The sequence below is a fragment of the Pusillimonas caeni genome, from assembly GCF_003545815.1.
Classification (GTDB): domain Bacteria; phylum Pseudomonadota; class Gammaproteobacteria; order Burkholderiales; family Burkholderiaceae_B; genus Pusillimonas; species Pusillimonas caeni.
Map to the genome: position 1 here is coordinate 91,784 of NZ_PDUW01000007.1, position 21,906 is coordinate 113,689.

The window sequence follows — 21,906 nt, forward strand, 5'->3', positions numbered from 1 at the left end:
TCAGTGACGTCGGTCGCGCAGTTCGTTGCGCAGGGACTGGGTTTCGTCGAGCAGCTTCTCGATGAACATCCATTCGCGCACCTTGGCCGCGGCGGTTTGGTAATCGTGCTGTTCGTCGATGAGATCGGCCACGGCGCTTTCGATGTCCCGGCGGCTGGCGTGGATGTCATGGGCCAGCGCTTCGACCTGGGCCGTGCCGGCCGCCTGCCTGGCTTCATCGAGTTGCTCGCGCCATTCCATCTGGCGCATCAGGAACTCGCCGTCCATGCGGGTGTTGTTCTCGGTCTGCAGGTCGCAGCCGGCCCGCTCGCACAAATAACGCGCACGATCGATCGGAGACTTGAGGATGCGGTAGGCGTCGTTGATGGTGGACGCCCATTGCATGGCGACGCGGCGCTCGGCCGCGCCGGCGGTGGCGTAGCGGTCGGGATGCACCTGCGCCGCCAGGCGGCGCCAGGTGGCGTCCAGGGCATCGCTGTCGAGGGCAAACTGCGAAGGCAAACCGAACAGTTGGAAATAGTCTTCGCTTGCCACGCTACACCGTAAAGGACTCGCCGCAGCCGCAGGTTGCTTTTTCGTTGGGATTGGTGAACTTGAATCCCTCGTTCAGCCCCTCGCGCCCGTAGTCGAGCTGGGTGCCCTCGAGATAGGCCAGGCTTTTGGGGTCGACGAAGACCTTGACGCCGTGGTTTTCAAAGACGTGGTCCTGCGGATCGGGCTCGTCGACGTACTCGAGCTTGTAGGCCATGCCGGAGCAGCCGGTGGTGCGAACGCCCAGACGCAGACCCAGCCCCTTGCCCCGTTTTTCAAGGTAGCGGCTGATGTGCTGCGCCGCGGTCTGAGTAAGCGTGATAGCCATATGCGTTATTCCTGGTGCTTGTCTTTGTAGTTCTGGACCGCCGCCTTGATGGCGTCTTCGGCCAGAATCGAACAGTGGATCTTGACCGGCGGCAGAGCCAGCTCTTCGGCGATCTGCGTGTTGCGGATCTCGAGCGCCTGATCGAGCGTCTTGCCCTTGACCCACTCGGTGACCAGCGAACTGGAGGCGATGGCCGATCCGCAGCCGTAGGTCTTGAAGCGGGCGTCTTCGATGACGCCGGCGTCGTTGACCTTGATCTGCAGCTTCATGACGTCGCCGCAGGCGGGCGCGCCGACCATGCCGGTGCCCACGCTCTCGTCCGATTTGTCGAACGCGCCGACATTGCGGGGATTTTCGTAGTGGTCGAGTACTTTGTCGCTATATGCCATGGATTGAGCTCCTTATATTTAATGTGCCGCCCATTGGACAGAGTTCAGATCGATACCCTCTTGGGCCATTTCCCATAGAGGGGACATATCGCGCAGCTTGCCCACGCGATCGACCAGCAGCTTGACCGCGAAGTCGATTTCCTGCTCGGTGGTGAAGCGCCCCAGGGTAAAACGGATGGAGCTGTGCGCCAGTTCGTCGTTGCGGCCAAGCGCCCTGAGTACATACGAAGGCTCGAGGCTGGCCGAAGTACAGGCCGAGCCGCTCGAGACAGCAAGCTCTTTGATGGCCATGATGAGCGACTCGCCCTCGACGTAGTTGAAGCTGATGTTGAGGTTGTGCGGCACGCGCTGGACCATGTCGCCGTTGACGTAGACCTCGTCGAGCTGCGATAGGCCCTTGTAGAGGCGGTCGCGCAGGCTGCGGATGCGTTCATTCTCGGTGGCCATTTCGAGGCGCGCAAGGCGGAAGGCCTCGCCCATGCCGACGATTTGATGGGTGGCCAGCGTACCCGAGCGGAAACCGCGCTCGTGGCCGCCGCCATGCATCTGGGCCTCGATGCGCACACGGGGCTTGCGCCTTACATACAGCGCGCCGATGCCCTTGGGGCCATACACCTTGTGCGCCGAGAAGGACATGAGATCGACCTTGAGGGTTTGCAGGTCGATCGCGACCTTGCCCGCGCCCTGGGTGGCGTCGACGTGAAAGATGACGCCTTTGTCGCGGCAGATTTCGCCCAGCGCGGCGATGTCCTGGATGACGCCGATTTCGTTGTTGACGTGCATGACCGAAGCCAGGATGGTGTCGGGACGCAGCGCGGCCTTGAAGGCCTCGATGTCGACCAGGCCGTTTTCCTGCACGTCGAGGTAGGTGACTTCGAAGCCCTGGCGCTCGAGTTCGCGACAGGGGTCGAGCACCGCCTTGTGTTCGGTCTTGACGGTGATGATGTGCTTGCCGCGGCCCGAATAAAAATTCGCAGCGCCCTTGATGGCCAGATTGTCGGACTCGGTGGCGCCGGACGTCCAGATGATTTCGCGCGGATCGGCATTGACCAGCTGCGCGACTTCGGACCGGGCCTGCTCGACGGCCTCTTCGGCTTCCCAGCCGTAGGCGTGGCTGCGCGAAGCGGGGTTGCCGAAGTTCTGATACAGCCACGGCACCATTTTGTCGACTACACGAGGATCAACCGGCGTGGTGGCCGAGTAATCCAGATAGACCGGACGTGAAGGGGAAGACATCAAGCTGGCTCCTAAATGCGATTATGTTGCCCTGTTGCCTCAAGCGGACAGCGCGGACGTGATTTTAGCCCCGGCGGGCGGTTTCATGCGCAGGGCCGCCTGGGCCTCGCTGGCTTCTTCCACCAGGCGCATGCGCTGTTTGTCGACCAAGTCTTGCAGCGAGACCGAATCGAGGTATTCGACCATTTTGCGATTGAGGGTGGTCCAGAGCTCGTGCGTCATGCACTTGCTGGACTGGCCGCTGCGTCCCACGTTGCAATCTTCTTTGCCGCCACAGCTGGTGGCGTCAAGCGGCTCATCGACAGCGAAAATAATGTCGGCAACAGTAATGTTGCGGGCCAGCCGCGCCAGCGTATAGCCGCCGCCCGGGCCGCGCACACTGTCGACGAGCTCGTGGCGGCGCAGCTTGCCGAACAGCTGCTCGAGGTACGAGAGCGAGATGTTCTGGCGCTGGCTGATGGCCGCGAGCGTGACGGGACCGCTTTGCTGACGCAAAGCCAGATCTATCATGGCAGTGACGGCAAAACGTCCCTTGGTGGTCAAACGCATGGTTGTTCCTTGCCTATACTACGAGTTGCGGTAGGCGAAACCGGCGGCTGATACTGTCGACGCCCCGGCCAATACCCGACCAATTAGGTCAAGTATAGCAAATTCCCGACTGATTTGATAGGGTATCGGCCCATAAAAAAACCGCGCTGAACGCTCGGTTTTTTTGCCGCCGGGCCGCCCCAAGGCTCGGCGCCCCCGGCGAAAAGCGCCCCCTAGCGGAGCAGCAAGCGGGCGTCAGCCCGCGCGGCGTGGGGGCATTTTCGGTGGGACGGTGTTTAAGCCGCTTGGTATTGCGTGACCCGCTTGCGCACGACCTCGAGCACGCCCTGACAGGCGTCTTCGAGATAGTCGAGCACCTTGGAAAAGCCTTCGACGCCGCCGTAGTAAGGATCGGGCACCGTGGCTTCTTCGAACTCGTTGGCGAAGCGCATGAGCAGCATGAGCTTGTGGTGGTATACCTTGGGGCACTGCTGTTGCAGCGCAGAAAGATTTTCCCAGTCCATGGCCAGGATCAGGTCGTACTCGCGGAAATCTTCGGGCTTGACCTGGCGTGCGACGCAATGGGAAATGTCGTAGCCGCGCTTGCGGGCGGCCGCCTGCGCGCGGGCGTCCGGGGCTTCGCCCAGATGGAAACTGTGGGTGGCCGCGGAATCGACCTGGACGACGCCGGACAGGCCGGCTTCGTCGACCATATGGCGAAAAACGCCCTCTGCGCTGGGTGAGCGGCAGATATTACCCATGCAAACGAAAAGTACCTTAGTCATCATAGGTCAAATTGTGAGGGAAAACCCGCAATAAGGCAATAGATTCCGATGCGTCCAAAACCGGCGGAACACCTGTTGACAGGCAAAAAAATCTCGCGGAAATAAGACCTTACAACCGCTTGTTTGCGTCTTCCGGGCATACGGGAAAACCCTGAAAGCACCGTTTCATGCGGCGCAGCAAAGATTGGCGGGCATAAACATATGACAGACTGATGAACGCCCGGGAAGGTTCCCCCAGCGGTTTCGGATCACTCAAATTAAAGCGCCGGCTTCCCTTCTGCGTTGCAATGCAACATCGTTTGATGGCCAGCCTTCATTTTCTGTTGGAAAAGTGCAACGAAAAGTAGGCTGCGTCAACTGAGCAAGGCTTGTTGCTTGAGGCGGTTGAGGGCGTCGCGCGCAGCGGCGGCCTGCTCGAACTCCAGGTTGCGCGCGTGTTCGGTCATGGCCTTTTCGAGTCGGCGGATTTCGCGCGCCAGCAACTTATCGTCCGCCAGGATCTCGGGCGCCACTTCGGTAGCGGGCGCAGCCGCGGCGGGCGCCAGAACGCCGTCGATGAGTTCGCGTACGGCCTTGCTGACGCCCCGGGCCGTGATGCCGTGTCGGGCGTTGAACTCCAGCTGCTTGGCGCGGCGGCGCTCGGTTTCGCCGATGGCCCGGTGCATCGAATCGGTAATCTGATCGGCGTAGAGTATGGCCTTGCCGTTGAGATTGCGCGCCGCGCGCCCTATGGTCTGTATGAGACTGCGCTCGGACCGCAGAAAGCCTTCTTTGTCGGCGTCCAGGATGGCCACCAGCGAAACCTCGGGAATGTCCAGCCCTTCGCGCAGCAGGTTGATGCCCACCAGCACGTCGAACGTGCCCAGGCGCAGGTCGCGCAGAATCTCGACCCGCTCGACCGTGTCGATGTCGGAATGCAGATAACGCACCTTCAGCCCGCCCTCGCCCAGGTAGTCGGTCAGGTCCTCGGCCATGCGCTTGGTCAGCGTGGTGACGAGCACCCTTTCCTGCTTGGCCACGCGCAGCTTGATCTCGCCCAGCAGGTCGTCCACCTGGGTGACGGCCGGCCGCACCTCGACTTCCGGATCGACCAGCCCGGTGGGCCGCACCACCTGCTCGACGACATTGTCGGCATGCTCTTTCTCGTAGTTGGCCGGCGTGGCCGAAACGAACACCGTCTGGCGCATGCGCTGCTCGAACTCCTCCATCTTGAGGGGCCGGTTGTCCATGGCGGAGGGCAGGCGAAAGCCGTAGGTGACCAGGGTTTCTTTGCGCGAACGGTCGCCCTTGTACATGGCGCCGAGCTGGCCCATGGTGACGTGGCTTTCGTCGATGAACATCAGGGCGTCGGCCGGCAGATAATCGATCAGCGTCGGCGGCGGCTCGCCGGGCGCGGCGCCCGAAAGATGGCGCGAGTAGTTCTCGATGCCCTTGCAGAAGCCGAGCTCCTGCAGCATCTCCAGGTCGAAACGCGTGCGCTGCTCGAGCCGCTGCGCTTCGACCAGCTTGTTCTCGGCCATGAAGAAGGCCAGGCGGTCGCGCAGCTCGTCCTTGATGGTCTCGATGGCCCGCAGGACGGTCTCGCGCGGCGTAACGTAATGCGAACGCGGGAACACGGTAAAGCGCAGCACCTTCTGGCGGATCTTGCCGGTCAGGGGATCGAACAGCTCGAGCGATTCGACTTCGTCGTCGAAGAGGGTGATGCGCACCGCCAGCTCGGCGTGCTCGGCCGGGAAGACGTCGATGGTCTCGCCCCGCGCGCGGAACGTGCCGCGCGCAAACTCCACGTCGTTGCGCTCGTACTGCATGGCCACCAGCCGGGCCAGCAGCTCTTGCCGGGGAATGGAATCGCCCGTGCGCAGCGTGAGCACCATGGCGTGGTAGTCGCCCGGGTTGCCGATACCGTAGATGCACGAGACCGAGCCCACGATGATGGTGTCGCGGCGCTCGAGCAGGCTTTTGGTGGCCGACAGCCGCATCTGCTCGATGTGCTCGTTGATGGACGAATCCTTTTCGATGAAAAGGTCGCGCGCCGCCACATAGGCTTCGGGCTGGTAATAGTCGTAGTACGAGACGAAGTACTCGACCGCATTGCGCGGAAAGAACTCGCGAAATTCGGCATACAACTGTGCCGCCAGCGTCTTGTTGGGCGCCAGCACGATGGCCGGGCGCCCGGTGCGGGCGATGACGTTGGCCATGGTGTAGGTCTTGCCCGACCCGGTCACGCCCAGCAGCGTCTGATACATCAGGCCGTCATTGATGCCTTCGACCAGCGCATCGATCGCGACGGGCTGGTCGCCCGCCGGCGGATAGGGCTGGTAAAGCTCGAAAGGGCTGTTTGGATACTGTATGAATCCAGGTGCTTTCAATGTGGCCGTCATGCAAAAAAGTAGGGGCGCCCCAAGGGCGCGCTGTGGACAGTGCTAGGGTTAACCCCTTATTATCTCACTATTGCAGTTCATTTATTGCACGTCCACTCCTCTCCTTTCCCATCAAACATGACTTCTCTTTTCGATGCTGTCGAACTCGCCCCCCGCGACCCCATTCTTGGCCTGAACGAACAATACAATACAGACACCCGCCCCCAGAAAGTCAATCTGGGCGTGGGCGTCTATTACAACGACGAGGGACGAATTCCGCTGCTTCGCGCAGTGCGCAAGGCAGAGATCGAACGCATCGACGCCGCTGCGGCGCGCGGCTACCTGCCCATCGACGGCCTGGCCGCCTACAACAAGGCGGCGCAGGTCCTGTTGTTCGGCGAAGGTTCCGAAGTCATCGAATCGGGCCGCGCCCTTACCGCCCAGGCTCTGGGCGGGACCGGCGCGCTCAAGATAGGCGCCGACTTCCTGCGCCAGTTGCTGCCGCAGTCCAAGGTGGTCATCAGCAATCCCAGCTGGGAGAACCATCGCGCCCTGTTCGAGCGCGCCGGCTTCACGGTCGAGACCTATCCCTACTACGACCCGGCCACCCACGGCCTGGACTTCGACGGCATGCTGGCCGGGCTGAAGGCCCTGCCCGCCAAGACCATCGTGGTGCTGCACGCATGCTGCCACAATCCCACCGGCGTCGACCCCTCCTTCGAGCAATGGCAGCAGATCGCCAAGGTCGTGAAGGAAGGCGACCTGGTGCCCTTCCTCGACATCGCCTACCAGGGCTTCGGCGAGGGGCTGGAAGAAGACGCCTCGGTGGTGCGCTTGTTCGCCTCGCTCGACCTCACCATGCTGATCAGCTCGTCGTTCTCCAAGTCGTTCTCGCTGTACGGCGAGCGCGTCGGCGCCCTCACCCTGGTCACTTCTTCGCAGGATGAAAGCGCGCGCGTCCTCAGCCAGCTCAAGCGGGTGATCCGCACCAATTACTCCAACCCGCCCACCCACGGCGGCATGGTGGTGTCGACGGTGCTCAACACGCCCGAACTGCACGGCCTGTGGGTCGAAGAGCTTGCCGAGATGCGCGACCGCATACGCTCGGTCCGCACCCAGCTGGTCGAAAAGCTGAAGGCTCTCAACGTGACGCAGGATTTCGACTTCGTGCTGGCGCAGCGCGGCATGTTCTCGTATTCCGGCCTCAGCGCCGAGCAGGTCGAGCGGCTGCGGGTCGAACACGGCGTCTATGCGGTCAGCAGCGGCCGCATCTGCGTGGCCGCGCTCAACAGCGGCAACATCGACTACGTGGCCAACGCCATCGCGCACGTACTTTAAGGCGCCGCCCGCAAGCGCCGCCTGCGGGCGGCGCACGCGGCCAGCCCGCGCGGCGCGGCATTTTCCAAGCACGCAATCAAGCCGGCCCGGGCGCAGCGCCCCGCCGGCTTGATTTTTTCATCGAAGTGACGCAGAATGCCTGAACTGTACAAAAACACAGGCCGCGCCATGGCAACAAAGCTTACCGAACGCCAGCAACAGATCCTCGATCTCATCCGCAGCGAAATCGCGCGCACCGGGTTCCCCCCCACCCGCGCCGAAATCGCGCGCGCCCTGGGCTTTCGTTCGGCCAATGCCGCCGAAGACCACCTGCGCGCGCTGGCCCGCAAGGGCGCCATCGAACTCACCGCCGGCGCCTCGCGGGGCATCCGCCTGCTCGAAGCCGAAGCCGAGCCGCTTCCCTCTTCGCCGCTTGCGGCGCTGGCGCACATGCTGCTGCCCGTCGTGGGCCGGGTGGCGGCCGGCAGCCCCATTCTGGCGGCCGAACACGTCGAGCGCGAAATCGGCGTCGAACCTTCCCTGTTCAGTCAGACGCCCGATTATCTCCTGCGCGTGCGCGGCCTCAGCATGCGCGACGCCGGCATCCTCGACGGCGACCTCCTGGCGGTCAAAAAAGCGTCCGAGGCCCGCAACGGCCAGATCGTGGTCGCGCGCCTGGGCGACGAAGTCACGGTCAAGCGCCTGCTGCGTTCGGGCGGCGCGGTTCAGCTCCTGCCCGAAAACCCCGACTTCCAACCCATCGTCGTCACCGCACAAGACGAGTTTTCGCTCGAAGGCATCGCGGTAGGCCTCATTCGCGACACGCCGCTGCAATAAGCAATCACCTGCCCTGGTATTGCGGCCGGCGCTTTTCCAGAAAGGCGTTCATGCCTTCGTTCTTGTCCTGGCTGGCAAACAAAAGCTGCACCGCCTTGCGCTCCAGCGCCAGGGCCGCGCCCAGAGGCGCGTCGGCGCCGTGCAGTATCACCTCTTTGATCTGCTGCAGGGCCACCGGGGGCATCCTTGAAAGCTGCGCGGCCAGTTCCAGGCTGTGCGCCATGACCTGGTCGTCGTCCACCACCTTGCTGACCAGCCCCATGCCATAGGCTTCTTCCGCCGATATCAGATGTCCGGTCAGGCACAGATACATGGCCTGGAATTTGCCGATGGCGCGAGTCAGCCTTTGCGTTCCGCCCGCGCCGGGCATGATGCCCACCTTCACTTCCGGCTGGCCGAAGCGCGCGCCGCGGCCGGCAACGATGATGTCGGTGTTCATGGCCAGCTCCAGGCCGCCGCCGAGGGCATAGCCATTGACGGCCGAAATGACCGGCACCGGGCATTCGGCCACCGCCGCCCAGAGGCGCTCGGTGTGGCGGTGATACATCTGCATCGCATCGATGCGCGACATATCCTCGATGTCCGCGCCGGCCGCGAAGCATTCGCCGCTGCCCGTCAGCACCACGCAGCGCAGCTCGTCTTCGTCGGCAAAGCCGCGGAACACGCGCGCAAGCTCCTTGCGGATGCCAAGATCGAGCGCGTTGCGCACGTGGGGACGGTTCAGGCGCACCAGGGCCACGGCGGGGCTGATGCGTTCCAGCAGCACCAGCGGTCCTTGCTGGCGCGGATCGTCCTGCGGGCCGTTCCGGGACCCCTGCCGTGAATCGCGCTGTGCGTCCTGCTGCGGATTGCGTTGCGGGGAAAAGCGATCTTCCGTCATCGTTTCATCCCCCTACAAAGGGCTGTCCTTGCCGAAATCGGGCCGCCTTTTTTCGCGCAGCGAGGCCAGGCCTTCCTGCACGTCGGGGCCCTTGAAACCCAGGAATTCGAGTGCCAGGGAAGTGTCGAAGGTGGGGCCCGCCATGCGCAGCCAATTGTTCAGCGCGTACTTGGTCCAACGAAGCGCGCTGGGCGAGCCGGCCGCGAGCCGGCGCGCCACGTCGAGCGACTTGTCGTGCAGCTCGCCGGCATCGACGCACAGGGACACCAGCCCGATGCGCTCTGCTTCCTCGCCGCTGACCGGTTCGCACAGCATCAGATAGTACTTGGCCTTGGCCATGCCGCACAGCAGCGGCCAGACGATGGCCGCATGGTCGCCCGCCGCCACGCCCAGGCGCGTATGGCCGTCGATGATGCGCGCATCGCGTGCGGCAATGGACACATCGGCCAGCAGGCCCGCCACCAGCCCGGCTCCCACGGCGGGGCCGTCCATGGCGGAAACCAGCGGCTTGGAGCAGTTGACCAGGTTGTAGACCAGGTCGCGGGCTTCTTTCCAGACGCGGGTCAGCACGTCGAAGTCCTGCGTCATCTCGCGCACGAGGTCCAGGTCGCCCCCTGACGAGAACGCGCCCTCGGAGCCGCGTATGATGGCGGCCCGCACGCGCGGATCGGCGTCGATGTCGCGCCAGACGCGCACGAGCTCGCCATGCATGACGTGATCGGCTGAATTCAAGCGGCCCGGATTGACCATGGTGACGCGCAGCACGCCGTCGCTGGGCCAGTCGAACTGCAGGCGCTGGTAGGAATCGTAAGAATCGGTCATGGCTATATCTTCTTTTCTCGGTCGGCCCAGTATTTGTCGCGAAGCAGATTCTTCTGGATCTTCCCGATGGGCGTCTTGGGAAAATCGCTGACGAACTTGATCAGGCGGGGACGCTTGAAACGCGCGAGCTTCTTCTCGCAGTGCGCGACAATGGCTTCTTCGCTAAGTTCGGCGCCTTCGCGCAGCAGCACGTAGGCGGCCGGCACCTCGCCCCATTTATCATCGGGTATGCCGAACACCGCGCACTCGGCCACGGCGTCCAGCTCGTAGATGGCGTCCTCGATTTCCTTGGGATAAACATTTTCGCCGCCCGAGATCATCATGTCTTTGGCGCGGTCCACCAGGAAGATGAAGCCGTCTTCGTCCCTGGTGGCGAGGTCTCCGGTCAGGGCCCAGCCGTTTCTCCAGAAGGCGGCGGTCTGCTCGGGCTCGTTGTAGTACTCGATCATGACATTGTCGCCGCGCGAAGCGATCTCGCCGATTTCGCCCGGCCCGACCGGCGCGCCCTGCCGGTCGACCAGCGCCACGTCGACGTTGTAGGCCTGGCGCCCCACCGAGCCGAGCTTGTCGCGCACATACCAGGAGCGCAAGGAAGTCAGCACACCCATTTCGGACTGCCCGTATATCTGCGTCATGGCCACCTCGGGAAGACGCTGCAGCATTTCCTTCTGCACCCAGTCCGGCATGGGCGCCCCCGCAAAGGACACCTTGCGCCAGGATGCATACGAGGCCGGGTCGAAGCCCTTGTCGCTGACCACCATGGAAATCTGCGTGGGCACCATGAAGGCCGCCGTCATGCCCGTCTCCTTCACCATGGCGCCGAAGGCCTCGGGGCTCCATTTGGTCAGGAAGGTGCAGGTGGCGCCGACCAGCACCGCCGGCTGGAACATGATGTTCAGCGCCGCGACATGGAACAGAGGCGTGACGATGCCCACCACGTCCCGCTCGTCCAAAGCTTCTTCCATCGCCACCGTGTGCGCCGTTATATAGCGGTTGAGATGGCTGCACAGCACGCCCTTGGGCCGGCCCGTCGTGCCGCCGGTGTAGGTCATGCAGAAAGGATCCTCGGGCTTGAGGTCGAGCTCGGGATAGGTTTCGCTCGCGTCCCGATGAAAGGCATCGAACGAAAGGTCTTTCCCTTCTTCGCCGATGCGAATGAAACGCTCGAGCATGGGAGGCCGCCCTCGCACCGCATCGACCTTGTCCTGGAAGGCGTCTTCGTAGAACAAGGTGGTGACGTCGGCCTTTTCAAGCACGTAAGCCAGCTCGTCCGGTTGATACAGCGTGGATATATTGACCAGCACAGCGCCCGAGCGCGCCACCCCGAAGAAGACAATGGCGTACTCGATGCGATTCCTGCACAGCATGCCGACCTTCTCGCCCTTGGCGACGCCGGCCTTGATCAGGGCGTGGGCCAGGCGGTTGGCCGCCAGGTCGAGCTCTCGATACGAGATGGATCGGCCCTGCCATAAAACCGCCGGTTTGGAGGGGAAGCGTTCTGCCGAACGCCGCAGCATATCGCCTGCGAGCATTGAATCGTCTCCTGGTGTCTTTGTCCGAATAGCGTCCGCCATGGGCGCGGCATTCGATTTGTACATACAGGCCAATCTTAATATGATTGCGCAGAAAACCTTTCCGCCAGGCAAAAATCAAGAGAGTCCATGAAACCCAACAAGGAAGACCGCCAGTTCGTCGATGCGCTGGCGCGCGGGCTGGCCATACTGGAATGCCTCTCGCGCGTGCAAAAACCCCTGGGCAACGGAGAGATCGCCAGGCTGGTCTCCCTGCCTCCGTCGACCGTCAGCCGCCTCACCTATACGCTGACTGAACTGGGCTATCTGCGCCGCTCGGAGCTGGGACGCACCTATGAACTGACGCCCAAGAACCTCACGCTGGGCTATCCCCTGCTGGCCGGCATGGAACTGCGCGACCGGCTGCGCCCGCACCTCAAGTCGATCAGCGAACGCACGGGCCAGACCGTGGCGCTGGCGATACGCGACGGCCTGCACATGTGCTTCGTGGACGTGGCCCAGGGCGCGGACCCGAACGCCATACGCCTTGCCACGGGCGGCCGCCTGCGCATGAGCGTGTCGGCCGCCGGCATCGCCACCCTGGCTGCGATGCCCGAACGCAAGCGCTGGTCGACCTTGAACCGCCTGCGCAGCGAGTTCCAGCAGCGCGGAGAAAGCGGCGATCAGTTCGAGCAGGCGCTGCAGGCCTGCTTTCGCCTGGGCTATGCGGTGGTGCGGAATGTATGGCAGGAGGGAATCGGAGGCATCTCGGTGCCCATCCAATGGAAGGACACGCTTGCGGCATTGACGATGCCGGTACCGACCCTGGTGGTCAGCAAGCACGACATGTACCAGGAACTGGCGCCGGTGTTGCTGGCGGCGGCGGAAGAAATCGGCCGGGCGCGGATCGAGCCGGTCGAGTGATTGCGAGTCGCTGGTTTTTAGCTTTGCTCCGTTACTGCGTAGGCGGCGAAGTTCTTTGTTCTTGACCCGACTCTGCGTTGGCAGTGAGTTCTTTGTTCTTAATCCGTCCCTATGCTCAATGTGAGGCATATAGCTCTAAACTCGTGCCTGCGCTGCGGGGGTGTGCTTGGTCGGGCAGCGGCGGTCGGCCCTTCGGGCACGCCTGTCCGCTTCGTCCGGGGCTTATGCCCTCTCCCTTCAGCGGCGCCTGGCTCTCCCACCAATGCCCGCCCAAGCACACCCCCGCATCACAGGGACTGCATCGGAGCAAGGAGACGGTCTGCGTGCGAGGCACGCGCCACAATATTCGAAATTGTGAGGCGTGGGGCGGGCTCCTATTTTGGGCGACGTCCGAGCAAGCCGAGCACCCTGTCAGTTTTGGGGCGCCCGGCTAGGGGAGGTAAGCCCGCAGCTGTCTGAGCAACAAGGGTGGCGGGCCACTGGCCCGCCGTTGCGAGTTCTGCGGGCGCCCCAAAACTGATAGGGTGCGAGGGTAGTCCGGCGAAGCCGGACCGCAGCGAGCGGCGCCCAAAATAGGAGCCCGCCCCACGCCGGCTTAAATACTCAAAGAAGGGACTCAAAGAAAAGACCCAAAGAATGAACCCAAAGACAGCCTTCCAAATTGAAGAGCTACGAAAGGCCCCTCCAACTACCTCCCCGCGCCCTCAAAAAACTGGCGATCGCCCTGCCCCGAACACAGATCAGAACACTCGCGCCGATACCCCCAATTGCGCACGACGGCGCAGCCATTGGCTGGGACGATAACGATCATCTCCCGTCAACGCCTGCAACTGCTGCAAGATGAGGTGGATGTTCTTCACCCCCAAAGCGTCCGCCATCTCCAGCGGCCCCGAAGGATAATTCAAGCCCAGCCGCATCGCACAATCGATGTCGTCCACGCTGGCTACCCCGCTCTGCGCCATCTCGCAGCCCAGGTTCGCGACCATCGCCACCATGCGCTGGCCGATGAAGCCGGGCGAATCGCCGATGAGCGTGACCTTGCGGCGGCGCGCCAGCAGCGACGCCACGCCTTGCCTGATCGATTCCTCGGCGCCCGGCGCGGCCATGAGCGTGACCCGGCTGCGTGTGTCGCCCAGCGTGTCGATGGCCATCGTGCGAAGGCGGTCCAGCCCTTCCCGGCACACATAGGCCGTGCAATCCTCGCCCAGCGGCGCAATCAGGATCGGGGAGCGGCCGTCGTCCGAATCGAGCAGCTCCGCACCGCATTCGGCCATCAGTTCGCGCAGCACGGTCGACTCGCCGTGCACGAATACCGTAGCGGTCGGTTCGGCGTCGAATGTAGGCTCGGCGGCCGCGTCTTCCGATTCCGGCTCGTACCGGAAAAAACCCCGCCCCGCCTTCCGGCCCAGTTGGCCTGTTTCCACCATATAGCGGTGCAAAGGCGTGGAGCGCAGGCGCGGATCGTAGAAATAGCACTCATGGACAAAGCGCGTGACCGGGAAATTCACGTCCATACCGGTCAGATCCATGAGCTCGAACGGCCCCATTCGAAAGCCATGGCAATCGCGCATCACCGCGTCGATCTGGGCCGGCGTGGCGACGCCCTCCTGCACGATGGCCAGCGCCTCGGTCGGGTAAGCGCGTCCGCCGAAGTTCACCAGAAAGCCCGGCGTGTCCCGCACGCGTACGGGCGTCTTGCCCATGCGCCGCCCAAGGTCCACCAGAAAGTCGAGAACCGCCTCTTCCGTATCGGGCCCCGCAATCACTTCGACCAGCTTCATGAGCGGCACGGGATTGAAGAAATGCATGCCCGCGATACGTCCGCGATGCCGCCGCCCCGCCGCCAGCGCACCGATGGGAATGGACGAAGTATTCGAAGCCAAGACCGCCTCTGGCCGCAGGATGTCCTCCAGCTGCTCGAACAGCCCCGCCTTGGCATCGAGGTCTTCGATGATGGCCTCGACCACCACATCGCAGTCCTTCAACTCGTCCAGGCCGCGCACGGCAGCCAGGCGCCGCTTCGTTCCCTCGGCCTCGTCGGCGGAAAGCTTGCCCTGCCCGACACGCTTGTCCAGCCGCGCCCCAATGGCTTCGCATGCCTTCTGCGCCGCCCCCTCGCGCGCGTCGACCAGGCGCACATCGATGCCACTGGCCGAGGCCGCATGGGCGATGCCGGCGCCCATGGCGCCCGCCCCGACTATGCCCAAGGAAATGGTTGTCTGTTTTTGAGTCATGAGTTCTTCCAATCAATCCGGCCCCGCAAGACACACAGCCTGTCATCGCGCCTCATGCACGACTGAAGCGCGCCGTACGCAGGCATCAAGCCACGCATCTTTATCGTCAAAAATGTGAAGGAGCGCACGCACCCGTCTTACAACAAAGAGCGCACCAATCCACCGTCCACCGTAACGTTCTGCCCCGTCATGTACGCGGCATGCTTGGAACACAGAAAGGCGCATACGGGACCGAAGTCGTCGGCCGTGCCGAGCCTCCCCATGGGCACCGAGGCCGCCATGCGGGCCTTGGCTTCCTCCTGCGTGATGCCCTCGCGCTTGGACTGCGCCGCATAGACTCGCACGAGCGCGCCCGTATCCATCAGGCCGGGCAGGATGTTGTTGACTGTGATGCCCAATCCCGCCACCTCTTGGGCCAGGCTCGACATGGCGCCCGTCAGGCCCGCACGCACGCCGGTTGCCAGCCCCATGTTGGCGTAGGGTTCGCGCACGGTAAACGAGGTGACGTTGACGATGCGCCCGAACCCGTCCGACTTCATGTCGGGCAACACCATGACGGCGAAATCCAGAGCGGCCAGCATATTGGTTTCAAGCGCCTTGAGCCAGACATCGCGTTCGTGGCCTTCGACCGGGCCGGGCGGCGGCCCGCCCGCATTGGTGACGAGGATGGTGACGGGACCCAGGTGCTGCCGCGCCTGCTGCATGACGCGCTCGCGCTCGGCGGGAACGGAAACGTCGCCCGCAACGGCGACGGCATGGGCCCCCAGCGACCGGGCCGCTTGTTCCGCGCGCTGCGCATCCCTGCCGTTGACGGCCACCCGCACGCCCGCCTCGGCCAGCGCTTTGGCGCAAGCTAGGCCCAGGCCCTGGCTGCCCCCCAGCACGAGTGCGGACCGTCCTTCTATACCCAAATCCATTGTTTGCTCCTGTGAATCGCGCCGCCTACATCAGCGACGGCAGATAAGTGATCAGTCCGGGCAGCAGCGCAAACACCGCGATCATCACAGCGTAGAGCACGATGAAGGGCAAGGCTGCCCGATACAGTTCCTGTATGGGTGCGTCCCGGGCGACGCCCTGCAGCGTGAACAGCGTATAGCCGAAAGGCGGCGTGATGTTGCCCACCGAAACGTTGATGAGGAAGATGGCCCAGAACCATAACGGGTCGAAGCCCAGCCCCGCAATGATGGGCTTGTACAAGGGCACGAGCAGGATCATGACCGCAATCTGGTCGATGAACATGCACAGCACGAAGCCCAGCCCCATCAGCAGTGCGAACATCAACACCGGCGACCAGTCCAGCGTAATCACCGCCTGCACCAGGCTGGTCGTCACGCCGCTCATGTTGAGAATCTGGCTGAACGATACGGAGCACACCATGATGATCATGATCATGGACGTCGTCCGGGCCGTCGCCCGCAGGGCTTCGAGCAGCTTGCCCATATCGAGCGTGGCGAAGAGGCTGCAGATGATCAGTGCGACGATGCAGCCCACGGCCGCCGCCTCCGTAGGCGTGGCCACGCCGGCAATGATCAGGCCCATGATGGCCACGATGATCGAGACGAAGGGAAGCGCCTTCAGCGCCAAGCTCATCCGCACGGAGGCGGGAAGCGCGGCATCGGAGGTCGAGGGCGGCGCAAGCGAAGGCTTCAGCTTCACCCGCAAAACCACATAGCCGAAGAACACGAGCCCCAGGATCAGGCCCGGCACGATGCCCGCCACCAGAAGGCCCGATATGGAAACCCCCGCCAGTATGCCCAATACCACGGCCATGACGCTGGGAGGAATGATGGGGGCCAGGCTGGAGCCGCCCAATATCGTCCCCATGGAAAGCCGCCGATCGTAGCCCCTCTTCCACATCTCGGGCAGCAGCGAGGAACCCATCATGGCGGCCACCGCCATGGCTGAGCCCGACAAGGCGCCGAACACGGTGGAAAGCACCACGCTGACGATATACAGGCGGGCGCGCACGGCGCCCACGACGGCGTCGACCGCGTTGAACACCACATTCACCGCGCTGGACCGAAACAGGATCTCGCCCAGCAGTATGAACAAGGGGATGGCCGCCAGCGACATGCTGGTGCTGGTGTCGTACATCGAATTGACGATCAGCAGCACACCCTTGAAGCTGCCCGACAGCACATACAGGCCCGCCAGGTTCAAGGTGAGGAAAGCCAGGAATATGGGCATGCCGGTGGCGAACAGGCCCAGCATCAGCAGGACTGCGCAGACGATGAATATTTGCCAATCGATCATGAGAATTCCCCGCCCCGTCCCGCGCTCGCCGCAGCGTCGCGGAACGACACCAGGAAATGCCGCAGAAAATACAGGCCCATGCTGATGAGCGAGTACACGATGGCCGACATCAGCCACCACTTGGGTATGGGCGTGACGGCAATCACCATGACGCCGCGCTGGTATACGCGCAGCAATTCGTTATAGCCGAACCAGGCCGCCAGCCAGCACACGGCGCAGGCCAGCAGCAGGGTGAAGCGGCGCAGCCACGCCGCTGCCGACGCGGGCAGCGCATCGACCACCAGCCGCATGTCGGCATGTCCGCCCTCTTTGCTGAGCGTGGGCGCGGCCAGGAAGGTGGCCAGGCCAAAGGCAAGCGCCGCCGTATCGGGCGCCCAGCCGCTGGGCTGGCGCAGCGCATAGCGCGCCATGACCTCCCAGGCCAGCACTCCCGTCAGGTAGGCGACCGCGGCCATCGCCACCCAGAAAGTCAGCCGCGTCAGAAGATCATGGACCCGGGCCAAAGGGCAAAGCAGCCGCCACACGCTGAGCGAGCCGGTTGAAGCGCCCGTCATTCGATGGCCAGGCCTTTCTCGACGGCCAGCTCATGAAACGCCTTGCCGTCCGCACCCGCATGCTGCTCGACCTGTTTCCACACGCCCTCGGAGAACATGGCGTTGACCTTGGGCGCGACCTGCGGCCCGAACTCGGTGATCTCCAGCCCGGCCTTCTGCATGTCGGCGTCCTCTTTGGCCCAGAGCTTTTCGAACTCGGCCCGCCCTTCCACCTCGACCTCTTTGGCGGCCTCTTCGACGGCCCGCTGCTGTTCGGGGCTGAGGTCGTTCCATGAATCGAGATTCATGAACATCGTCTGGTTGGTGATGCCGAAGGTGGGGCGCGTCATGTAGTCGGCCACCTCGTACCAGCGATATTCCATGGCGCCGAACACGGGCCAGGCAGCCCCGTCGACCACGCCGCGCTCGAGAGCGGAGAATATTTCGCTGGTGGGCAGGGTCACCACGGCGCCCTTCAGCGCCTGGATCATCTCGTGGTACGTGCTGGAAGCGCGGATCTTGCGGCCCTGCAGCGCGCCGTCCTGGCCGATGGGCTGCTTGAGCAGGATGTGATAGCCCGAAGCATTCGAGAACACGCCCAGCAGCTTGAGATTGCGTTCGTTGTAGTGCTTGTCGATCAGTTCGTAGATGCCGCTGGCGCGGCGCGCGGCGGTGTCGTCCTTCACGGCGTCCATGCCGAAGGCCATGCTGGTCTCGCCCAGGTGATAAGCCCCGTGCGTAAAAAGCAGGTCGAACAGGCCGCTCGAAACCGGCTGCAGCTGTTCGAAGGGAGGAACGGTCTCGGGGCCGCGCACCTGGATGGTGAGCCCGCCGTTCGTCTTGGCCTTGACCTTCTCGACGAATTTGTCGACGAACACGGGCACGGCGTTGTAGTTGCTGTCCCAGCTGGACAAGAGGGTGAGGTTCTTGGCCTGCGCGGCGCTTGAGGCGGCAATGCCGGCCGACGCCAGCGCAAGAAACAATAGACGTCTGAGCATGGGGGTCTCCTTATATGAGGGGGGCTGCGCGCACGCGGCTCGCCATTCTTTATCTATCCTTCGCGGCGGCTCGCCGGACCGGCATGCCGCGTGTCGCCACATCGGACTCGTTCAATACAAGATAAGGACCGGGCCCCAGAGCGTCAATGAAAATGGCGGCGCGCAGTTCCGCCTAGCAAAAATTGATCGTTTGACGCCGGCACATAGACTTCAGCAACCCATCCACTCAATGTATACGTTAACTGGGGATAACTCTAATATTTTGCTTTCCACATTGGAAATAATCTATTGAACGTATACATAGATATGAACAATGACCCTCTTATTCAAGGAAAGCAACATGTTCATCCAAAACGCTTGGTATATGGCGGCCTGGGCTCATGAAATCACCGACACGCCCTTCCCTAGAACTCTGTGCGGCGTCTCCCTCGTGTTCTTCAAGAACGCGGAAACCGGCGAAATCGCTGCGCTGCAAGACAGATGCTGCCACCGCGGAACGCCGTTGAGCCGAGGGCAGATAGTGCCGGAGGGGCTTGAATGCGGCTATCACGGCATGGTGTTCGACGGACGGGGCGACTGCGTCCATATCCCGGGCCAGGCCCGCATTCCGGCCAAAGCCAAGGTGCGCTCGTATCCCGTCGTGGTACAGGATGAAATCGTCTGGATCTGGATGGGAGATCCCGCTTGCGCCGACCCTTCCCACATCATTTCCTACCCCTATCACAACGATTACGCCAAGTGGCCTCACAAGCATCAGGTATACCGTGTCCAGGCCAATTACATGCTGCTGGTGGACAATCTGATGGACCTTACCCATCTGGCTTTCGTGCACAAGAACACCATCGGCGGAAATCCCAAGGCCCACGTCGAAGCGAAAATGACGGTCACGCCCCGCGACGACGGCCTGCATTTCATACGCTGGCTGCTGGAATCCGCCCCGCCGCCCACCTATCGCAAGGCGGTCGATCTGGCCGAGCGCATAGACCGGTGGATGGAATTCCAATACGTCGCACCCGGAACAGTGCTGCAATGGACCGGCGGCATAGACAGCGGAAAAAACGCCGTGGAAAACCGAGACCAGCCTGGTTTTTCACTGCGCATTTTTCATGGACTCACACCCGAAACCGACACCACCTGCTTTTATTTCTGGTCGGCCGCCAACGGATATCGGCAAGACGACCCGCAAGCCACCCAAGACTTGTTCCGTGAAATCGACACCGCCTTCAAGGAAGATAAAGGCATCGTCGAGGCCCAGCAGGCCGCTCTCTCGTCTACCGGCGAAAACGATCTCGTGGACATCGTGTCCGACAGCGCGCGTATCCATATGCGCCGCACCGTCAATCGCTTGCTGGCAGCAGAACACCAGAATGCCTGACGTCCGGCACTCCCCGTTTTCTCCACCTATCCCCTTCAGGAGCTCGCCCATGCGCAATGCCAAATGGCTGCTGCTCAGCGCCCTATTCTGCGGTTCGGCCGCTGCAGCCCCGATAAAAATCGGCTTCCTGTCCACCTTCTCCGGGCCCGGCGCGGCGCTGGGCGTGGATCAATATGACGGATTCATGCTGGCCGTAGACCAGGACGGCGGACGGCTGGGAGGCATAGAAGTGGACGTCGTCAAAGGAGACGACGAAATGAAACCCGACAAAGGTGTGCAGATCGCCCGGCAATTCGTCATGCGCGACAACGTCGACATCGTGACCGGCATTGTGTTTTCCAATGTGATGATGGCGGTACACCGCCCCATCACCTCTGAAAACACATTCCTCGTCGGCTCGAATGCCGGCCCGTCTCCCATTGCCGGCGCCGATTGTTCGCCTTATTTCTTCTCGACCTCGTGGAACAACGACCAGCTGCACGAGGCCGCGGGGGAACTGATGAACACCATGGGCATAAAGCGCGTATACCTTCTGGCTCCCAACTATCAGGCGGGCAAGGACGCGCTGGAAGGATTCAAGCGCACTTATAAGGGCGCCATCGTGGACGAAACCCTGAGCCAGATCAACCAGGCCGACTACTCAGTCGAGATCTCGACTGTCATGGCGGAGGCGCCCGACGCCATCTATACCTTTTACCCGGGAGGCATGGGGGTGAACTTCACCAAACAATACCAGCAGGCCGGGCTGATGGAGAAGATCCCCATGGTGTCGACCTCGTCCATCGACGGCACCACCCTGCCCGCCCTGAAAAATTCTGCACTGGGCGCAATCACCAGTTCGCCTTATGCCCCCGATCTGGACAATACCGCCAACAAGGAGTTTGTCCAGGCGTACCGAGACAAATACGGTCGCGAACCGTCCTTGTATGCCGCCCAGTCGTACGACGCGGCCCGGCTCATCGCCTCGGCCCTGCGTAAAACCGGCGGCGACATGACCAACAAGGAGAAATTCCGGGCGGCTCTCAAAGCCGCCGACTTCAAGTCGGTACGAGGCTACTTCGCCTTCAATACCAACCAGTTCCCCATCTCTTCGTTCTACCGGGTGGACGTCGTGAAGGACGCCGAAGGCCAGGTCGCGCTTTCGAACAAGGGCATGATCTTCGAGAAGAGTGAAGATGCCTATGCGGCGTCGTGCCCGATGAAACAGGGATAGAAAACCGGCGCGATGCCGCGAGGGCTCAGGCGCTATATCCTCGCAACGCCGCCTCGAGCCCGGCTGGCAGCTCGACGTCGCCGGGCAAGTGCAACATCAGAGTCAGGTACTTCCAGGTGGAGCGTGAATGTTCGATGGCCAGCGCCTCGGCCCGCGTTCCCTCGCCCCGCTCGATCGCCTCCACCAGGCTGTAGTGCTGTTCTTGCGCGCTGCGCAAGATGGCGGCGACCCGATGCTCGGCTGAAGGCGGCACATCGGTAAAAGAATTATTCAGTGAAAAGGGGATGGAGGCCAGGCGCTGCATGGCGCGGGTGATCATGGGACTTTGGGCCGCATCGCAAAGCAGTTCGTGCAGCCTGTCGTTCAGGCTTGCGTACTCGTTCTGGCGAATTTCCATGTCGGGCTCTTGAAGCGCCTCGTCCAAGGCCTTGAGGCAGGCTTTCATGGAGGCCAGTACACCCGGCGGCGGCCCTTTCTCGGCAGCCATCCGGGCCGCCATGCCTTCGAGTGTGCCTCGTATGGCGATGGCGTCGAATACGTCCTGCTCTGTAAAGCCCGAAACGACGTAGCCCCGCTTGGGCACGAGGGATATGAACCCTTCTTCGCAGATACGCTGGATGGCGGCGCGTGCGGGAGTACGGGATACGCCGAAATTTTCGACCAGCATTTGCTCGATGACGCGCTGACCGGGCTTTAACTGCCCGTGCACGATGAGGCCCCTCAAGCCCAGCACGGCCCGTTCAGTTTGGGATAGGTTTTGGTGCTTGTCCATAACGAGAGAGAAACGCCGAAGGAGCAAGCTTCTATGATAGCAGCGGGCTCGCCCACTTATCGGATATGGACTGCCTGAAA

General features: G+C 62.7%; 21 protein-coding genes. 5 read left to right on the forward strand and 16 right to left on the reverse strand.

What is annotated here, in order from left to right:
- From hscB to uvrB, 7 genes are all read right to left on the reverse strand, one after another.
- On the reverse strand, positions 1 to 534 hold the full coding sequence (gene hscB / locus CSC67_RS15490) for a Fe-S protein assembly co-chaperone HscB (RefSeq protein WP_118995349.1): 534 nt from the start codon (positions 532 to 534) through the stop codon (positions 1 to 3).
- A 1-nt stretch (position 535) separates the two neighbouring features.
- Complete coding sequence (iscA, locus tag CSC67_RS15495) at positions 536 to 859, reverse strand: iron-sulfur cluster assembly protein IscA (RefSeq protein ID WP_118995350.1); 324 nt, start codon at positions 857 to 859, stop codon at positions 536 to 538.
- Between the two features lie 5 nt (positions 860 to 864).
- Positions 865 to 1,248 (reverse strand): Fe-S cluster assembly scaffold IscU, encoded by a 384-nt coding sequence (gene iscU / locus CSC67_RS15500; protein ID WP_118995351.1) that lies wholly within the window; start codon positions 1,246 to 1,248, stop codon positions 865 to 867.
- 18 nt (positions 1,249 to 1,266) lie between these two features.
- Positions 1,267 to 2,484 (reverse strand): IscS subfamily cysteine desulfurase, encoded by a 1,218-nt coding sequence (locus CSC67_RS15505; protein WP_118995352.1) that lies wholly within the window; start codon positions 2,482 to 2,484, stop codon positions 1,267 to 1,269.
- A 39-nt stretch (positions 2,485 to 2,523) separates the two neighbouring features.
- Positions 2,524 to 3,033 (reverse strand): Fe-S cluster assembly transcriptional regulator IscR, encoded by a 510-nt coding sequence (iscR, locus tag CSC67_RS15510; protein ID WP_118995353.1) that lies wholly within the window; start codon positions 3,031 to 3,033, stop codon positions 2,524 to 2,526.
- 275 nt (positions 3,034 to 3,308) lie between these two features.
- Positions 3,309 to 3,800 carry a low molecular weight protein-tyrosine-phosphatase gene (locus CSC67_RS15515; protein WP_118995354.1) on the reverse strand — a complete coding sequence of 164 codons (492 nt, stop codon included), beginning with the start codon at positions 3,798 to 3,800 and terminating at the stop codon, positions 3,309 to 3,311.
- A 350-nt stretch (positions 3,801 to 4,150) separates the two neighbouring features.
- Positions 4,151 to 6,166, reverse strand: a complete 2,016-nt coding sequence (gene uvrB, locus CSC67_RS15520; protein WP_118995513.1) for an excinuclease ABC subunit UvrB — start codon at positions 6,164 to 6,166, stop codon at positions 4,151 to 4,153.
- A 129-nt stretch (positions 6,167 to 6,295) separates the two neighbouring features.
- On the opposite strand from uvrB, the gene CSC67_RS15525 reads away from it, so the two are divergent.
- Positions 6,296 to 7,495: an amino acid aminotransferase gene (locus CSC67_RS15525; RefSeq protein WP_118995355.1), complete on the forward strand. Its 1,200-nt coding sequence runs from the start codon at positions 6,296 to 6,298 to the stop codon at positions 7,493 to 7,495.
- A 168-nt stretch (positions 7,496 to 7,663) separates the two neighbouring features.
- The gene (gene lexA / locus CSC67_RS15530; protein WP_118995356.1) at positions 7,664 to 8,311 is read left to right on the forward strand and encodes a transcriptional repressor LexA; all 648 of its coding nucleotides are present in this window, start codon (positions 7,664 to 7,666) and stop codon (positions 8,309 to 8,311) included.
- A gap of 4 nt (positions 8,312 to 8,315) precedes the next feature.
- Here lexA and CSC67_RS15535 read toward each other — a convergent pair whose 3' ends face one another.
- Genes CSC67_RS15535 through CSC67_RS15545 form a run of 3 tightly spaced genes read right to left on the reverse strand, consistent with a single transcriptional unit; the run spans position 8,316 to position 11,545 of the window.
- On the reverse strand, positions 8,316 to 9,191 hold the full coding sequence (locus CSC67_RS15535) for an enoyl-CoA hydratase-related protein (protein ID WP_209304339.1): 876 nt from the start codon (positions 9,189 to 9,191) through the stop codon (positions 8,316 to 8,318).
- Between the two features lie 12 nt (positions 9,192 to 9,203).
- Entirely contained in the window at positions 9,204 to 10,013 is an 810-nt protein-coding gene (locus CSC67_RS15540) for an enoyl-CoA hydratase/isomerase family protein (protein WP_118995357.1), read from the reverse strand.
- 2 nt (positions 10,014 to 10,015) lie between these two features.
- A complete protein-coding gene (locus CSC67_RS15545; RefSeq protein ID WP_118995358.1) occupies positions 10,016 to 11,545 on the reverse strand; it encodes a class I adenylate-forming enzyme family protein in 1,530 nt (509 codons plus the stop codon).
- Between the two features lie 129 nt (positions 11,546 to 11,674).
- Between CSC67_RS15545 and CSC67_RS15550 the strand changes: the two genes are divergently transcribed.
- Complete coding sequence (locus CSC67_RS15550) at positions 11,675 to 12,448, forward strand: IclR family transcriptional regulator (RefSeq protein ID WP_118995359.1); 774 nt, start codon at positions 11,675 to 11,677, stop codon at positions 12,446 to 12,448.
- 740 nt (positions 12,449 to 13,188) lie between these two features.
- Here CSC67_RS15550 and CSC67_RS15555 read toward each other — a convergent pair.
- The 5 genes from CSC67_RS15555 to dctP form a co-directional block, all read right to left on the reverse strand.
- Positions 13,189 to 14,682: a 3-hydroxyacyl-CoA dehydrogenase gene (locus CSC67_RS15555; RefSeq protein ID WP_118995360.1), complete on the reverse strand. Its 1,494-nt coding sequence runs from the start codon at positions 14,680 to 14,682 to the stop codon at positions 13,189 to 13,191.
- Positions 14,683 to 14,819: 137 nt separating this feature from the next.
- The gene (locus CSC67_RS15560; RefSeq protein ID WP_118995361.1) at positions 14,820 to 15,599 is read right to left on the reverse strand and encodes an SDR family oxidoreductase; all 780 of its coding nucleotides are present in this window, start codon (positions 15,597 to 15,599) and stop codon (positions 14,820 to 14,822) included.
- A gap of 25 nt (positions 15,600 to 15,624) precedes the next feature.
- A complete protein-coding gene (locus tag CSC67_RS15565) occupies positions 15,625 to 16,935 on the reverse strand; it encodes a TRAP transporter large permease (RefSeq protein ID WP_118995362.1) in 1,311 nt (436 codons plus the stop codon).
- The gene (locus tag CSC67_RS15570; RefSeq protein WP_118995363.1) at positions 16,932 to 17,489 is read right to left on the reverse strand and encodes a TRAP transporter small permease; all 558 of its coding nucleotides are present in this window, start codon (positions 17,487 to 17,489) and stop codon (positions 16,932 to 16,934) included. The genes CSC67_RS15565 and CSC67_RS15570 overlap by 4 nt, the downstream gene beginning before the upstream one ends.
- On the reverse strand, positions 17,486 to 18,466 hold the full coding sequence (gene dctP / locus CSC67_RS15575) for a TRAP transporter substrate-binding protein DctP (RefSeq protein WP_245220254.1): 981 nt from the start codon (positions 18,464 to 18,466) through the stop codon (positions 17,486 to 17,488). Before dctP ends, CSC67_RS15570 begins: the two co-directional genes overlap by 4 nt.
- A 340-nt stretch (positions 18,467 to 18,806) precedes the next feature.
- Between dctP and CSC67_RS15580 the strand changes: the two genes are divergently transcribed.
- Both CSC67_RS15580 and CSC67_RS15585 read left to right on the forward strand, forming a co-directional pair.
- Entirely contained in the window at positions 18,807 to 19,841 is a 1,035-nt protein-coding gene (locus tag CSC67_RS15580) for an aromatic ring-hydroxylating oxygenase subunit alpha (protein WP_118995516.1), read from the forward strand.
- A gap of 49 nt (positions 19,842 to 19,890) precedes the next feature.
- Positions 19,891 to 21,054 carry an ABC transporter substrate-binding protein gene (locus CSC67_RS15585; protein WP_118995364.1) on the forward strand — a complete coding sequence of 388 codons (1,164 nt, stop codon included), beginning with the start codon at positions 19,891 to 19,893 and terminating at the stop codon, positions 21,052 to 21,054.
- A 25-nt stretch (positions 21,055 to 21,079) separates the two neighbouring features.
- Here the strand turns inward: CSC67_RS15585 and CSC67_RS15590 are convergent, their stop codons facing one another.
- Positions 21,080 to 21,826, reverse strand: coding sequence for a GntR family transcriptional regulator (locus CSC67_RS15590; RefSeq protein ID WP_118995365.1), 747 nt, complete (start codon positions 21,824 to 21,826; stop codon positions 21,080 to 21,082).
- Between the last annotated feature and the right edge of the window lie 80 nt (positions 21,827 to 21,906).

Bases quoted from the DNA above. Each gene is read 5' to 3' on its own strand.
- CSC67_RS15535 (WP_209304339.1), bottom strand. From the start codon at position 9,191: ATGACGGAAGATCGCTTTTCCCCGCAACGCAATCCGCAGCAGGACGCA.
- iscR (WP_118995353.1), bottom strand. From the start codon at position 3,033: ATGCGTTTGACCACCAAGGGACGTTTTGCCGTCACTGCCATGATAGAT.
- CSC67_RS15505 (WP_118995352.1), bottom strand. From the start codon at position 2,484: ATGTCTTCCCCTTCACGTCCGGTCTATCTGGATTACTCGGCCACCACG.
- lexA (WP_118995356.1), top strand. From the start codon at position 7,664: ATGGCAACAAAGCTTACCGAACGCCAGCAACAGATCCTCGATCTCATC.
- CSC67_RS15525 (WP_118995355.1), top strand. From the start codon at position 6,296: ATGACTTCTCTTTTCGATGCTGTCGAACTCGCCCCCCGCGACCCCATT.
- iscA (WP_118995350.1), bottom strand. From the start codon at position 859: ATGGCTATCACGCTTACTCAGACCGCGGCGCAGCACATCAGCCGCTAC.
- iscU (WP_118995351.1), bottom strand. From the start codon at position 1,248: ATGGCATATAGCGACAAAGTACTCGACCACTACGAAAATCCCCGCAAT.
- CSC67_RS15570 (WP_118995363.1), bottom strand. From the start codon at position 17,489: ATGACGGGCGCTTCAACCGGCTCGCTCAGCGTGTGGCGGCTGCTTTGC.
- CSC67_RS15545 (WP_118995358.1), bottom strand. From the start codon at position 11,545: ATGCTCGCAGGCGATATGCTGCGGCGTTCGGCAGAACGCTTCCCCTCC.
- CSC67_RS15585 (WP_118995364.1), top strand. From the start codon at position 19,891: ATGCGCAATGCCAAATGGCTGCTGCTCAGCGCCCTATTCTGCGGTTCG.
- dctP (WP_245220254.1), bottom strand. From the start codon at position 18,466: ATGCTCAGACGTCTATTGTTTCTTGCGCTGGCGTCGGCCGGCATTGCC.
- CSC67_RS15565 (WP_118995362.1), bottom strand. From the start codon at position 16,935: ATGATCGATTGGCAAATATTCATCGTCTGCGCAGTCCTGCTGATGCTG.
- CSC67_RS15555 (WP_118995360.1), bottom strand. From the start codon at position 14,682: ATGACTCAAAAACAGACAACCATTTCCTTGGGCATAGTCGGGGCGGGC.
- CSC67_RS15550 (WP_118995359.1), top strand. From the start codon at position 11,675: ATGAAACCCAACAAGGAAGACCGCCAGTTCGTCGATGCGCTGGCGCGC.
- CSC67_RS15560 (WP_118995361.1), bottom strand. From the start codon at position 15,599: ATGGATTTGGGTATAGAAGGACGGTCCGCACTCGTGCTGGGGGGCAGC.
- CSC67_RS15540 (WP_118995357.1), bottom strand. From the start codon at position 10,013: ATGACCGATTCTTACGATTCCTACCAGCGCCTGCAGTTCGACTGGCCC.
- CSC67_RS15590 (WP_118995365.1), bottom strand. From the start codon at position 21,826: ATGGACAAGCACCAAAACCTATCCCAAACTGAACGGGCCGTGCTGGGC.
- CSC67_RS15580 (WP_118995516.1), top strand. From the start codon at position 18,807: ATGTTCATCCAAAACGCTTGGTATATGGCGGCCTGGGCTCATGAAATC.
- CSC67_RS15515 (WP_118995354.1), bottom strand. From the start codon at position 3,800: ATGATGACTAAGGTACTTTTCGTTTGCATGGGTAATATCTGCCGCTCA.